Source organism: Methanoculleus marisnigri JR1 (assembly GCF_000015825.1).
Taxonomy (GTDB): Archaea; Halobacteriota; Methanomicrobia; order Methanomicrobiales; family Methanoculleaceae; genus Methanoculleus; species Methanoculleus marisnigri.
This window is the reverse complement of sequence record NC_009051.1, coordinates 1,795,522-1,807,935: the sequence shown is the minus strand read 5'-3', so window position 1 is coordinate 1,807,935 and position 12,414 is coordinate 1,795,522. Positions and strand designations below refer to the sequence as shown.

The window sequence follows — 12,414 nt, the reverse complement described above, 5'->3', positions numbered from 1 at the left end:
TTACATATTGTTATTTATTTCTTACTAATTGGCGTGATTTTTGAACAAAATGGTGGGTTGACTGGACATCTGCCGTGAAAGGATTCCGGCCTACGGGTACGTCTCGCGGACCACCGGTGCCCGCGGATCGTGCACCGGCATGGTGGGCCATGCAGGATCAGCGATCAAACGACGCACGAAATACTGGATAGAAGAGTGAAGGTGATGGGCGGGCGGCAGGACGTTTTATGGGGTATGGCGAGTCGAAGCTGAGGCCGGAAACGCCTGCGGCAGCGGCCCCGGTTGGGATTACTTCCGCTCTGCCGCATCGCCGTAGAGGAAGATGTCCTCGATCGTGACGCCGAAGAACCCGGCGATCTTGAAGGCGAGTTCGAGCGACGGATCGTACTTCCCCTTCTCGATGGCGAGGATGGTCTGCCGGGTGACCCCGAGCTCGTTTGCGAGCCCTTCCTGGGTCAGGTCGTGCATCGCCCGGTAGACCTTAATCCTGTTCTTCATCGGTATCCCATTCTCCGTACTTGCGGGCGTAATACATCCTGAACCCGACGTACAAGAAGATCATCAGGCAGAGGAGTACCAGTTGGCCGATGGCAAATCTGCCGAAGAGGTCGAAGGAAAGGAAGTCGGGATGATCCTGCAGCCGTATCACCACCATGTGCGTGACGTTCGGGTCCGGCGGATGGGGCGGGCGCAGCCCGAGCGGCCTTGAGAACGCAGCAACCGCGCCCCCCAGGCTGATCACGAAGAAAACCACCCAGGAGACCTCCAGCGTCCGGAGCGCTGCCTTCTGGGTGATCATCGCCGTCCGTTCATCCTCTATCGTCTCGTCCACCCTCCGCCGCGCGAGATAGAGCAGGAGGATGCCGAGGACGAACGCAACCTGGATCAGGATCGGCCTCTCGACCTGCACCGCGAGCCAGAAGATGCCGACTTCGGCGAGCGCAACGATCCCGGCCAGAAGATAGAACGTGTTTCGCTTCATACTGCTGCCTTTGTATACGATCTTGAACATTTTGTTATTAATGGGTTACCCCGGTGAACGGCATTTCGCACCTGACGGTGCTCACGCTCCCCCCTGTGCTGATAACGTACGCTCCCGAACCCTTGCGTCCGGCAATGACCTCCGGTCACATCTGGCTCGGATTTCGTGGGGATATCGCCATTGGGGGAACGACGCTCCGGAGTGCGACTGCCGGGACGGCAGGAGTGTGAGCACCGTCAGGTGCGAGGAGGGGCTGACGGGGAGTGCGAGCGAAGCGAGCTTGAGCACCGTTAGGTGCGAGGTGCGATGGTTCGAAGCGCGACGGTTCGTTAGAACCGGAGCGTGAGCACCGAAGGTGCGAAGAACCGGAGTTCGACCCCCGTTAGGTGCGAGGTGCGACGTTCCGACAGGAACGGAGCTTGAGAAACTCGAAGAGTTTCGAGGGGGGAGCATCCCCCCTCCCCTGTCCCCACTCCCCGTGGCGATATCCCCATGGTCCACTGTACTGGGCTTTTTCATCGTCCATGCCGAGTGCTTCTCTCCCGGCCAGTCAGCACTCGCACCCTATAGATTCATTGCAATCGTGACAAGGGTCGATCTGAAGTGCGGGCCTGTTCCAGGGACTACTATCCAGAGAAGGGTTCCAACAAGGCAGAAGGGCTACGGAGTCGGCCTTCATAGGCCGTCCCAAAAAAGATCACGTGAAGGGGAGGCCCCCCTCCCTCCCTCCCTCCCTCGGCTTCGGCGAACCCGCTTCACCGGTGCGCAAAATACGCGCTTACCCGGCCGCCGTCCGCCGAATCGATCCGGGCAAACCCGATCCGCTCGAACTGGACGACGCGGTCGGTCTCTCCCGCGACCAGCGGCTCGCAGAACCCTTCGAGGCTCCCGTCCTGCCGGAGGAGAGTGCAGGGGAGTTTCGCGTCTGCCGGCAGCCACTGGATGATCGGCGCCTTCTCGTGCCGGGCCTCTTCGAGCGAGTCGCCCGCGTAGGATACCCGCGGCGTATCGCCGTCCCACGCGATCTTCACGTTGTAGAGGTCTTTTAACCGGACCATGCTCTTCCCTTCGATATCCGCCCGCGGGAGGAGGATCGCTTCCTCCGCGACGAGGGTGCGGACCCCCCGGGAGGGATCGTTCGGATGGAGGGCCGCGTGGGCCTCGCGGCGCGGGGCGCCCTCGACGGTCACCTCGACCGGGTCGGGGACGAAGAAGTAGCGGTTCGCCTTCGGGTCGACGAGTTCCTTGTTCCGGGAGTAGAGGTTCTCCCACGAGAACGATATGTCGGTCTCCCCGATCCCGATATCGACCATGGCGTTCCGGACAGCCTCGGGCTCGATGCCGCGACGCGCGATCGCCCGCATAGTCCCGAGATGGATATCGTCCCAGCCGGTGTAGAGACCGCTGTTGATCCCCTCGCGCATCCCCGACGTAGAGAGGACGACACCCGATATCCCCATCCGACCGTAGTGGCGGTAGACCGGCGGCTTCCAGCCGAAGTAGTCGAATATGTAGCGCTGCCTGCGCGTGTTCGCGATATGGTCTTTGCCGCGGATGACGTGGGTGATCCCGAGCAGGTGGTCGTCCACCGCGACCGAGAAGTTCATCAGCGGAAAGACCGTGGCGTCCACCCGCGGGTGGAGAGGTGCGTTCACGATCCGCATCGCGGAGTAGTCCCGCATCGCCGGGTCGGGGTGGGCAAGATCCGTCTTCACCCGGACGGTCACGTCGCCCTCGTAGAACTCACCGTCAAGCATCTGCTGCCAGAGTTCCAGGTTCTCCTCCACCGTCAACTCCCGGCAGGGGCATGCCTTCCCCTTGAGTTTGAGTTCGCGGAAGCGTTCGGAGTCACAGACGCAGACGTAAGCGCCGCCGAGTTCGATGAGTTTCCTGCACCAGTCATAGTAGATATCGAGGCGGTCGCTCTGGTAGACGATATCGGTGATCCCGAGCCCCAGCCACTCGACGTCCTCGAGCACCATCGCGTATGCATCGGGATCGACCCTTTTCGGATCGGTATCCTCGACGCGGAGGACGTACCGGCCGCCGTATCTCCTGACATAGTAGTCGTTTAAGATGGAGGCGCGGGCATGCCCGAGGTGCAGCGGCCCGCTCGGATTCGGCGCGAACCGCATCACCACGCCGTTCTCGGCACCCTCGAGATCGGGGAGTTTCCGGACGTGTTCGTGCGTCTCGGTGAGCTCCGCGAGAAGTTCGGGCGCGAGTGCTTCGAGCCGGCTCTTCCTATCCGCCGCGCTCATCTTCCCCACCTGTGCGACCGCCTTCCCTGCAAGAGGGCCGAGTTCCCGCGCACGGCTCCGGAACTCGGGGTGCTTGCCGAGCACCGTGCCGATGACCGTCCCGCTCTTCGGGGCGCTATCGTGTTTCACTGCGTTCTGCAGAGCGTAGATAAAGAGCAGGTGCTCGATATCGCCGTCCATGGTATCAGTTGCCTCGAGCAATGAAGAAATCGGCGATCTCCTCAAGAAGCCGCCTCTCCTCCGAGTCCGGGAGGATCGAGAGCGCCTGTTTCGCGATGCCGGCCCGCTCGACGGCGACCGCCCTGACCTGGTCGATGACCCCGGCCTCCCGGAGCCGGGCGATCAGGTCGTCGATCTCGGCGCCGGAGAGTTCTCTCCGGTACGGGGCGAGATCGATCCCCTTCTCCCGCGCCCGGATAGCAATCAGGGTCTGCTTCCCTTCCCGGATATCCGACGCCCGGTCCTTGCCGCTCGCTTCACTGCTCGCAAGGAGATCGATGAGGTCGTCCTGTATCTGGAAGGCGATGCCGCTGTTCACCCCGTACTGATAGAGGGCGTCGGCCTGGACGGGACTCGCCCCGGCAAGGATTCCACCGATGGCGGCGGATGCCCCGTAGAGCACGCCGGTCTTCTTGCTGACCATCTCCAGGTACTCCACCTCCGAGACGTCGTGGCGCTTCTCGAACGCCATGTCCATGCTCTGCCCCTCGCAGATATCAGTGCATGTCCGGGCAAGCATCTTCACCGCCCGGATCTTGGCGGCATCCGCGGCTTCCGAGAAGCAGATGAACTCGAACGCTTTCGCATACAGGACGTCCCCGGCAAGAATCGCCGTCGGCTCGTCCCAGATCGTGTGCACCGTCGGCACGCCGCGCCGGGCGGCGTCGCCGTCCATGATGTCGTCGTGGATGAGGGTGAAGTTGTGGGTCAGTTCGAGCGAAAGAGCCGCCGGGATCAGGTCGTCGGAGCTGCCCTTCCTCACCGCATCCGCGGCGAGTATGACGACCGCCGGGCGGAGGCGTTTGCCGCCTGCAAGCAGCAGGTGGGCGCTCGCCCGGAAGAGGTCGCCGTGGACGTCTCCGAAGTAACGGTGGAGCACCTTGTCGATCCGCTCAGCGTTCATCTCCAGGTAGTCTTCAAGCGTCGTCATGCACTCTCTCCTACTTTATCAGGACGTTATTTCCGTTCCGGAGGATATGGAGGTCGTTGCCGAGGGTATATCCCATCTCCTCCGCGAACTTCGCGTAGCCGCCGGTCATGCCGATATCGCCGTGGGACGGGATGACATGCTGCGGGTTCAAGAGGTGCAGGAACTCGTAGTGATCCTCCCGGTAAGCGTGGCCCGAGACGTGCAGCTCGTCGAAGATCCGCACGCCCGCCATCTTCGCCCGGGCCTCGACCAGGTAGCGCTGCCCGAAGTTCATCGGGTTCGGGATCACCTTCGCCGAGAAGAGGATCTTGTCGCCCTTCTCGAGTTTGTAGGGGGTATCCCCCATCACGATCCTCGTCAGGATGGCGCCCGACTCCCCCTGGTGGCCGGTGACGATCGGGAGGAACTTGTCCTTCCCGGTCTTCATGATCCGCCGGAGCGTCCTATCAACGGTCCGCCGGTTGCCGAACATCGAGAGCGACTCGGGGAATCCGACCAGTTTGAGTTGTTCGGCCGCCGAGCTGTAGCGCTCCATCGAGCGCCCGAGGAGAACCGGTTTTCTGCCGATCTCGTGGGCGCATTCGGCGATGGCCTTGACACGGGATATGTGCGAGGAGAACGTCGAGACAAAGAGAGCGTTCTTGTCGTCCTCGTAACTGGTGATGGTGTCCCGGACAAGGTCCCGCGCGATCCGCTCGCTCGGGCACCGTCCGTTATCGGCGATGTTGACACTCTCCGTGATGAGAGCAATGACACCCTCCTTCCCGATCTGCCGTAGCCGGGCGAAGTCCGGGGGCGCCCCGAGCACCGGCGTCCGGTCGAGTTTGAAGTCGTTCGCGTAGACGACCGCGCCCCGCGGCGTATGCAGGACCGGAAAGACGGTGTCGATGATCGAGTGCTGGCTCTGCACGAACTCGAGCGTGAGGTGCGGGGAGATGGTGTAGCGCTGTCCGGCTTTCAGGGCGAAGAGCTTATTGTTCACTCCGAACTTCTGTTCGCCTGCAATCTGCTGTCTGATCAGTTCCGTGGTGTAGGGAGTGCTGATGATCGGGGCGTTGTAGCGGTGCGCCAGTTTCGGTATCGCGCCGATATGGTCAAGATGCCCGTGCGAACAGACGATAGCCTTGACGCTCCCTTCGACTGCATTCATGATGGTGTCATCAGGAATGGCCTTCATCTCGATCAGGTCCAGGGAATGCATATTCTCGATATCAGCATCCTCGTGGATCATCACCTGGTCGAGCCGCAGGCCCATGTCAAAGATGACAATCTCTTTTCCGCAGCGGACGGCAGTCATATTTCTGCCGACTTCGTTATATCCGCCCACTGCTATGATTTCAATATCCATGTAGTCACCTTGTAGAATTGTTTTTTTTCCATTGTTAGTCGCTGTTTTCAATCATTTGCCGGGTCAGGCCGGTTATATACGTTCTGGCGTGCCGGAGATCCGCAATGGATCGGGATCCCGTCAGGAACATCGCCACGCGAAGTTCGCGGTGCATCGCCTCGACGGCCAGAGAGAGAGCATCATCGCTCTCCATGGCCGGTTTTAAGAGGGGGAGCGCCATGCCCCCGAGGTCCGCCCCGAGAGCAACGGCTTTCGCGATATCGATCCCCGACCGCAGTCCGCCCGTCGCGATGATCGGGCCTCCTGCCGTCCGCACCTCACGGAGGCTCACCACCGTCGGTATGCCCCACGAGAGGAATGCCTCCCCGAGATCGGCGAGTTCGGAGCCGCTCGCCCGCAGGCGTTCTATCTTCGCCCACGACGTGCCTCCGTAGCCGCCGATATCGATGGCGCTTGCTCCCGCGCCCCGGATAACCCTTGCGGTCCCGGCTGATATGCCGGAACCTGTCTCCTTCACGATGACGGGGTAGGAGAACTCTTTGCAGAGGTCACGCAGCGCTTCGATGCACCCCTCTGCGTTGTGATCGCCTTCCGGCTGAATCGCTTCCTGAAGCGAATTGACGTGGATGGCGATCGCCTGTGCATCGATCATCTCGACAGCCCGCTCCGCCCACTCGATGCCGTGGTCGCGGAGCTGGATGATTCCAAGGTTCGCGCAGAGGAACGCATGTGGCGCTTCCTCCCGCACGACGGTGAAACTTCCCTCCAGTTCGGGCTTTTCCAGTGCCGCTCGCTGAGAACCGACACCCATGCCGAGGTTATACCGTTCGGCGGCACGTGCCAGCCGCCGGTTCACCTCGAGGGTATCCGGATGTCCTCCGGTCATCGCTGCAATGAAGAGGGGAGAGCCAAGCGCTCTGTCGAGGAACCGCGTCTTCGTCTCGATCGCGTCCATATCGCACTCGGGAAGAGCGTTATGAACCAGGCGCACGTCCCCGAATCCGGCGTTGCCGGCCTCGACGGGCTGCTCGCAGCATATCTGCAGGTGATCCCGTTTTCTCGAGGACGTGGCGGTCTCTTCTGTCATGGTTTACTCCTTGCGGTTATCGTTGTTCCGCCATGCCCGGTGCCGTCCAGGAACCGGCCGATCTTCGAGACATGGAAGATGTGCGAGTCGATGCCTGCATCGGCCAGTGCCAGGAGCTCCGCAAGCTTGCCACGCATGCCCCCGGTCACGTCGGTGTTTCCCGATCCGCCGACATCGAGCGATTCTATCGTGCTCCGGTCGATACGCGGGACGACCGCGCCGTTCTGCAGGACCCCGGCCACATCCGTTGCAAGGCCCACGCGCCGGCTCCCGAGAGCGGCGGCAAGACGGGTCACGAGCTGGTCGCCCGAGACGATGCAGGAGCCACGAAGACGGTCCATCACCACGTCGCCGTGCAGCACGGGTACAATGCCGTGTTCCGTCATTTCGGCGATGTGGCGGGTCTCGAACGAGGCCAGACGTCCGTCTTCGGCGAGGCCGAGGTGGAGGGGGTGGATGCCGATCGCTTCGACCCCCGCGTCCCGCAGGGCGTCGACGACCGCCGTGTTCAGGCTCGAGACGGCAGTATGCGTCTCGTAGACACCGGGGACGTTATCGTTAGTGAGCCCGTCGTTGATGCGGTAGCGCCGGGCCTCGGGATGCCCGCACGACCCCGCACCGTGGACGAGCACGAGGGCGGTATCCCTATTTGCGGCGAGTACCTCCGCAATATCGCGCAGGCGGGCGTGATCGATGGCGCACTCTCCCGACTTGTCGGTGATTACGCTCCCCCCCAGTTTCAGTACCACTCTCTCAGTCATGCTTCTCTTTTCTCGCGCCGTCCGTATCTATCGTCGTGATGATTGCTCTTCCTTCGCAGGCCTCGATGGCCCCGGCAACCCGGCTTTTCGCACGACGCGGGCAGAGGGCGATGATGCATCCGCCGCCTCCGGCCCCTGTTATCTTCGCGCCGTACGCGCCGCTTGCCCGTGCCGCAAGCACGAGTTTACTGCTCGCCGGGTGCCCCACGCCGAGCGCTTCCAGGAGGGCGTGGTTCATGTCCATATACTGCCCGAGTTCCTTCGGATTGCCGATGTTATGGAGAGCTGCAAGTGTCAGCGCCCCGATGGCATCCAGGATCGGGTTCGCAACTTCGGGATGCTTCCGCCGCAGGTTCCCGACCTGCTCCACCATCTTTGCGGTGCTGTGCGACACCAGGGTGTTCCCCACGACGACCTGCAGGTTCTCGGGGGGCAGTCTCCGCTTGGAGTTCCCTGTGATGAGCACCATTCCACCGTTTGCACAGACGTAGGTATCGGTGGGGCTTGCCCGCCCTTTCTGGACCTTCTTTTCGATGGCGAACGCGGTCTCGGCGATGTACTCGCGGGCGTGCCCGAGGTTGAACTCATCGTTGATCGCAGAGAGCGTCGCCACCGTCACCGCGGCCGACGACCCGAGCCCCGACGAACTCTGGAGTTGGGAGTGGACGTAGACACTGCCCCGGACACCCATCATCCTGAAACACTCGTCGATGTAAGGCGACTTCGGGCGGGTCGGGTTGCGGGATTTCCTCACCGTGACGAAGACACGGGGTTTGATCGCCATCGCGACCCCCGGTTTTCCGTAGACCACTGCATGCTCGCCGAACAGGAATACTTTGCCCGGCGCGCTCCACGTTGCCAATCACACCACCGCTATCGCCGCATACCCCACTACCTGATTGTAATCCTCCGTCACATCGCCGCTGGTCGTATACCGCAAGAGTTCCCCTCTCGTCGCACCGAGCGACCGGCATGCGATGCACATGGTCGCGATCGGGCCGTAGCCGCAGACCGTGGCACGTGTCTCCTGGAGCCGCCGGTAAAACTCGGGTAGGTCCAGGGTTTTGAGCGCCTCGATCGCGTAGAGGTCCTGTTTGCGGGCCACCTCGTCCGGGACGTAATGGGAGAAGTCGCTCGAGGCGACGATCCGAACGTCCCGTTTCGTGTGCTCGACTGCCTGGAGCAGGTGCTCCGCGAGGCTTTCTGCCGCTTCGTAACTCTGTTCTCCCATGAGAACGGGTGCGGCCCTTGCTCTCGGGAACCGGTATTTTATGAACGGCATCTGCACCTCGATCGAGTGCTCGCTTTGGTGCGATGCCTCGTCTATCTCGATATCCATCGCGTCGATGAATTCCGTATCGACATCGACGATCCCGAGCGGCGTCTCCCACGGTACGGCGGAGGCAGAGGTCATGTACCCACGGTGACTCGGGCCGATGACCAGAAATGTGCCGTCAAAATCAGGTGGTATGGTAGAGAATGCACAGGCTCCGGTCTCCCCCGAGTATACGTATCCTGCATGGGGAGAGACGATGCCCCGGGATGTTATCCCCGGTCCCCTCTTCCGGAAGAATGTCTCCAGCAGTTGCTCCAGATGCCTGGGCTCGGCAGGATAGAACATTCCCGCTACACTGCATGGGCGCATATCCATCAAGGTTGAGCTCTTGTGCTTCGGATCTTATAACTCTGTCTCAAAGTCTTCGGGCGTGAGCGATGTGGCCACGCCGCGCAGGCGGAGCAGTTCCTTTGTCAGGAGATAGTAGATCACCGAGAGGGCTTTCCGGCCCTTGTTGTTCGTCGGGATGACCACATCGACGTATTTCGTCATGTTGTTGGTGTCACAGAGAGCGACGATCGGGATACCCACCTGGACAGCCTCGGCGATCGTCTGGGAGTCGCCGATGGGGTCGGTCACCACGACGACGTCGGGCTCGATGTACTTATTTAAGCCATGTAAGCGCTGGTTAGTGAGCATCCCGGGGATGAAGCGGCCGACGACCGCCATGCCGCCGATCGCATCGGCGAACTTCTTTGCCGGGTACTGGCCGTACTGCCGGGACGTGACGACCAGGATCTTCGAAGGCTCGTACTGCGAAAGGAACTTCGCAGCAGTCTTGATCCGTTCGTCGGTGGCCTGGATGTCCAGGATATAGAGTCCGTCTCCGCGCACGCGGTAGATAAACTTCATCATGTCCTTGCTCTTCTGCTGGGTGCCGATGTGCACACCTGCCGCGAGGTATTCCTCAACGGGCAACAGCGGTTCTTTCAGTTCAATCTCAAGTTCGTTTCCTGTCAAGTTAGATCAGCTCCTCTATGCGAATCAGTTCATTCAGTTTGGCTATCCGTTCACCGCCGACCACGCCGGTCTTGAGGAAGATGCACCCGAACGCGGTTGCAAGGTGTGCTATCGTCGCGTCGGTCGTCTCTCCGGAACGGTGGCTCATGACGGTCTCCATACCGTTCTCCTGGGCGAGGCGTATCGCCTCGAAGGTGTCGGTGAGTGTCCCTATCTGGTTTGGTTTGATCAGGACGCAGTTTGCCGCGCCTGTCTCGGTCCCCTTCATGATCCGCTCGACGTTGGTCACGAAGAGGTCGTCGCCGCAGATCAGGCAACGGTCTCCGACCTGTTCGGTGAGGTCGGCAAACGCCTCGAAGTCCTCCTCGAAGAGGGGGTCCTCGATGTAGATGAGGTTGTAGCGGTCGACGAGATCCGCCATGTACGCGACCTGGTCCTCCCGGCTCCGTTTCGCGTCCTTGTAGCGGTACTGCTCGCCGTTCCAGAGTTCGCTTGCCGCTACGTCGATCCCCATCCTGATCTCGACGTTCGTCTCGTCGGAGACGGTGTCGATTGCCTCGCCGATGATCTCGAACGCCTCAATGTCGGAGACGGCAGGTGCCCAGGCGCCTTCATCTCCTTTCCCGGAGAGTTTGCCCTGCTCCTGCAGCATCTTTTTCACGGTCTTGTGAACGGCAGCGTTCACGAAGACGCCTTCCGTCGCGCCACAAGCCCCGGTGGGAACCACCAGGAACTCCTGGATGGAGGTGGCGTTCGGGGCGTGCGCGCCTCCGCCGATGACGTTGCCGAGCGGCAGGGGCGTATCGGCGGCAAATGTGCCCCCGAGGTAGCGGAAGAGTTCGAGGTCGAGAGACGCCGCCGCCGCCTTTGCACATGCAAGCGAGAGCGCTACGGCAACGTTTGCGCCGATCGAACTGAAGTCGGGTGTTCCGTCATTTTCTCTGAGCAGTGCGTCGAACGTGATCTGATCACGGGTGTCTTCACCGATGAGCGATGGAATCAGGTTTTTCCGCGCGTCCTCGACAGCCTCGCGCGGCGGCCGCACCTTTGCTTCATAGGTTCCGGTGCTGGCACCACTGGGTGCCGCAGCCCGTCCGAAGCCGCAATCTGTGTAGATTTCAGCCTCGACGGTCTCGTTTCCGCGGCTATCCAGGATCGTTCTCAGGATAATCTGTTCGATGGTCGTCATCTGATCACTACTTTCTCTTCACCGTTATAGGGATCATGTCTTGATCGTACTCTTCAAGTGCGATCTCGAGCGGCTCTGTTTTTGGTGTTTTGACCAGAACAGGCGCACCCATCGAGATCTGGAGAGCACGAGCCCCTATAATTCGCGCCCGTTCATACCGGGTATATGATTCCATCGTGCAGCCTCAAAATCATTAATGATAAAATGGGGTCGCTGAGATTTGAACTCAGGTCACAGCATCCCGAACGCCATAGGATGGCCAGGCTACCCCACGACCCCTCATTGGTACGGATTCAGGTCCTCCACTGTTTCCTTGTGCGTCAGCAGCATCCGCCTGCAACAGTAACGCTCCAGACCGAGATCGTCGAGGATCCGTTTTGGATCCTCGCCTGCATCCCGTCGCTCCTTGAACTCCTTCCAGGCTGTAGAGACGACCTTACCGCATGTAAAACATCGTACGGGTATCATAATAATGGTCCAGTATCCCTTATATCTCTTTTGCTCACCGGTAGGACTTCTGGAACTTCGCCCGTGCACCGGGGCCGTGCGGTTTCTTGCTCTCTTTCTGCCGCGAGTCGTTTACGAGCAGTGTCCGGTCGTATGCAAGGAATGCGTCCTTGATCTGAGGGTCGTTGTGCCACTCCACGATGCCGCGCGCGAGCGCCGTCCGGACCGCTTCTGCCTGTCCCATCGTCCCGCCGCCGGAGACGTCGATCGCTGCGTCGACGCCGTCGAGCGCGTTCGGAACGAGCAGCAGCGGCTCGGCGATCTTCAGGCGGAGCAACTCCGTCCCGTAGATCTCCAGGGGCACGGAGTTGATGCGGACCCGACCGCTGCCGGGCTTTAAGGTCGCGCGGGCGATTGCCGTCTTTCTCTTACCGCTTGAATTGATGATCTTTGCCATTTCATCACCTCATTTAGTATTTTGCTCCGAGGTTGGTGCTTATTGCCCCGATCGTCACGTATCTCGTGTTGCCCAGCCGATCGATGTGGGCCGCTTCGAGCGTCTCCGTCTCCATCCCGGCGAACTCCATCGGAACGCCGACGTAGGTCTTGATCCGCTTGAATGCCGCGATACCGCGCTCGCGTTTGTACGGGAGCATCCCGCGGATGGTGCGCTTGACGATATGGTCGGGCCTGCGCGGGAAGAACGGGCCGCCCTCGCGGGATCCGCGCTCGCGCTTTGTGGTGTAGTTCGCGAGCACCTGCGCCCTGCTTCCGGAGACGATCGCCTTTTCCACGTTCACGATGGCGATCTCCTCGCCGGCAAGCGCACGCTGCGCGACGATGCTGGCCATCCTTCCGAGCAGTAATCCGTCTGCGTCGATAACTGTAACCAT

15 protein-coding genes and 1 tRNA gene are annotated in these 12,414 nt (G+C 61.1%); all 16 read right to left on the bottom strand.

The window, feature by feature from the left end; genetic code table 11:
* Positions 1-288: 288 nt before the first annotated feature.
* A complete protein-coding gene (locus MEMAR_RS08930; RefSeq protein WP_011844654.1) occupies positions 289-498 on the bottom strand; it encodes a helix-turn-helix transcriptional regulator in 210 nt (69 codons plus the stop codon).
* The gene (locus MEMAR_RS08925) at positions 482-1,012 is read right to left on the bottom strand and encodes a DUF2178 domain-containing protein (protein ID WP_011844653.1); all 531 of its coding nucleotides are present in this window, start codon (positions 1,010-1,012) and stop codon (positions 482-484) included. The genes MEMAR_RS08930 and MEMAR_RS08925 overlap by 17 nt, the downstream gene beginning before the upstream one ends.
* A gap of 725 nt (positions 1,013-1,737) precedes the next feature.
* Entirely contained in the window at positions 1,738-3,423 is a 1,686-nt protein-coding gene (locus tag MEMAR_RS08920; RefSeq protein ID WP_011844652.1) for a glutamate--tRNA ligase, read from the bottom strand.
* Between the two features lie 4 nt (positions 3,424-3,427).
* Positions 3,428-4,393, bottom strand: a complete 966-nt coding sequence (locus tag MEMAR_RS08915; protein WP_011844651.1) for a polyprenyl synthetase family protein — start codon at positions 4,391-4,393, stop codon at positions 3,428-3,430.
* Positions 4,394-4,403: 10 nt separating this feature from the next.
* Positions 4,404-5,741 carry an RNase J family beta-CASP ribonuclease gene (locus MEMAR_RS08910; RefSeq protein WP_011844650.1) on the bottom strand — a complete coding sequence of 446 codons (1,338 nt, stop codon included), beginning with the start codon at positions 5,739-5,741 and terminating at the stop codon, positions 4,404-4,406.
* Between the two features lie 34 nt (positions 5,742-5,775).
* Entirely contained in the window at positions 5,776-6,828 is a 1,053-nt protein-coding gene (gene fni / locus MEMAR_RS08905; protein WP_011844649.1) for a type 2 isopentenyl-diphosphate Delta-isomerase, read from the bottom strand.
* Complete coding sequence (locus tag MEMAR_RS08900; protein ID WP_011844648.1) at positions 6,825-7,589, bottom strand: isopentenyl phosphate kinase; 765 nt, start codon at positions 7,587-7,589, stop codon at positions 6,825-6,827. Before MEMAR_RS08900 ends, fni begins: the two co-directional genes overlap by 4 nt.
* Positions 7,582-8,451 carry a mevalonate kinase gene (gene mvk, locus MEMAR_RS08895; protein WP_011844647.1) on the bottom strand — a complete coding sequence of 290 codons (870 nt, stop codon included), beginning with the start codon at positions 8,449-8,451 and terminating at the stop codon, positions 7,582-7,584. The genes MEMAR_RS08900 and mvk overlap by 8 nt, the downstream gene beginning before the upstream one ends.
* Positions 8,452-9,240 carry an AmmeMemoRadiSam system protein B gene (gene amrB, locus MEMAR_RS08890; RefSeq protein ID WP_011844646.1) on the bottom strand — a complete coding sequence of 263 codons (789 nt, stop codon included), beginning with the start codon at positions 9,238-9,240 and terminating at the stop codon, positions 8,452-8,454.
* Positions 9,241-9,267: 27 nt separating this feature from the next.
* The gene (gene rpsB, locus MEMAR_RS08885; RefSeq protein ID WP_011844645.1) at positions 9,268-9,885 is read right to left on the bottom strand and encodes a 30S ribosomal protein S2; all 618 of its coding nucleotides are present in this window, start codon (positions 9,883-9,885) and stop codon (positions 9,268-9,270) included.
* A gap of 1 nt (position 9,886) precedes the next feature.
* Entirely contained in the window at positions 9,887-11,074 is a 1,188-nt protein-coding gene (gene eno / locus MEMAR_RS08880) for a phosphopyruvate hydratase (protein ID WP_011844644.1), read from the bottom strand.
* Positions 11,075-11,081: 7 nt separating this feature from the next.
* Complete coding sequence (locus MEMAR_RS12785; protein WP_011844643.1) at positions 11,082-11,249, bottom strand: DNA-directed RNA polymerase subunit K; 168 nt, start codon at positions 11,247-11,249, stop codon at positions 11,082-11,084.
* A gap of 30 nt (positions 11,250-11,279) precedes the next feature.
* Positions 11,280-11,353: transfer RNA gene (locus MEMAR_RS08875), tRNA-Pro, on the bottom strand.
* On the bottom strand, positions 11,354-11,542 hold the full coding sequence (locus tag MEMAR_RS12780; protein WP_011844642.1) for a DNA-directed RNA polymerase subunit N: 189 nt from the start codon (positions 11,540-11,542) through the stop codon (positions 11,354-11,356).
* Positions 11,543-11,576: 34 nt separating this feature from the next.
* Complete coding sequence (locus MEMAR_RS08870; RefSeq protein ID WP_011844641.1) at positions 11,577-11,978, bottom strand: 30S ribosomal protein S9; 402 nt, start codon at positions 11,976-11,978, stop codon at positions 11,577-11,579.
* A 13-nt stretch (positions 11,979-11,991) separates the two neighbouring features.
* Positions 11,992-12,414: a 50S ribosomal protein L13 gene (locus MEMAR_RS08865; RefSeq protein ID WP_011844640.1), complete on the bottom strand. Its 423-nt coding sequence runs from the start codon at positions 12,412-12,414 to the stop codon at positions 11,992-11,994.

What these genes read in the sequence shown, in the direction of transcription:
- MEMAR_RS08930 (WP_011844654.1), bottom strand. Translation starts at nt 498, where the DNA reads ATGAAGAACAGGATTAAGGTCTACCGGGCGATGCACGACCTGACCCAG.
- MEMAR_RS08925 (WP_011844653.1), bottom strand. Translation starts at nt 1,012, where the DNA reads ATGTTCAAGATCGTATACAAAGGCAGCAGTATGAAGCGAAACACGTTC.
- MEMAR_RS08920 (WP_011844652.1), bottom strand. Translation starts at nt 3,423, where the DNA reads ATGGACGGCGATATCGAGCACCTGCTCTTTATCTACGCTCTGCAGAAC.
- MEMAR_RS08915 (WP_011844651.1), bottom strand. Translation starts at nt 4,393, where the DNA reads ATGACGACGCTTGAAGACTACCTGGAGATGAACGCTGAGCGGATCGAC.
- MEMAR_RS08910 (WP_011844650.1), bottom strand. Translation starts at nt 5,741, where the DNA reads ATGGATATTGAAATCATAGCAGTGGGCGGATATAACGAAGTCGGCAGA.
- fni (WP_011844649.1), bottom strand. Translation starts at nt 6,828, where the DNA reads ATGACAGAAGAGACCGCCACGTCCTCGAGAAAACGGGATCACCTGCAG.
- MEMAR_RS08900 (WP_011844648.1), bottom strand. Translation starts at nt 7,589, where the DNA reads ATGACTGAGAGAGTGGTACTGAAACTGGGGGGGAGCGTAATCACCGAC.
- amrB (WP_011844646.1), bottom strand. Translation starts at nt 9,240, where the DNA reads ATGGATATGCGCCCATGCAGTGTAGCGGGAATGTTCTATCCTGCCGAG.
- eno (WP_011844644.1), bottom strand. Translation starts at nt 11,074, where the DNA reads ATGACGACCATCGAACAGATTATCCTGAGAACGATCCTGGATAGCCGC.
- MEMAR_RS12785 (WP_011844643.1), bottom strand. Translation starts at nt 11,249, where the DNA reads ATGGAATCATATACCCGGTATGAACGGGCGCGAATTATAGGGGCTCGT.
- MEMAR_RS12780 (WP_011844642.1), bottom strand. Translation starts at nt 11,542, where the DNA reads ATGATACCCGTACGATGTTTTACATGCGGTAAGGTCGTCTCTACAGCC.
- MEMAR_RS08870 (WP_011844641.1), bottom strand. Translation starts at nt 11,978, where the DNA reads ATGGCAAAGATCATCAATTCAAGCGGTAAGAGAAAGACGGCAATCGCC.
- MEMAR_RS08865 (WP_011844640.1), bottom strand. Translation starts at nt 12,414, where the DNA reads ATGGTTACAGTTATCGACGCAGACGGATTACTGCTCGGAAGGATGGCC.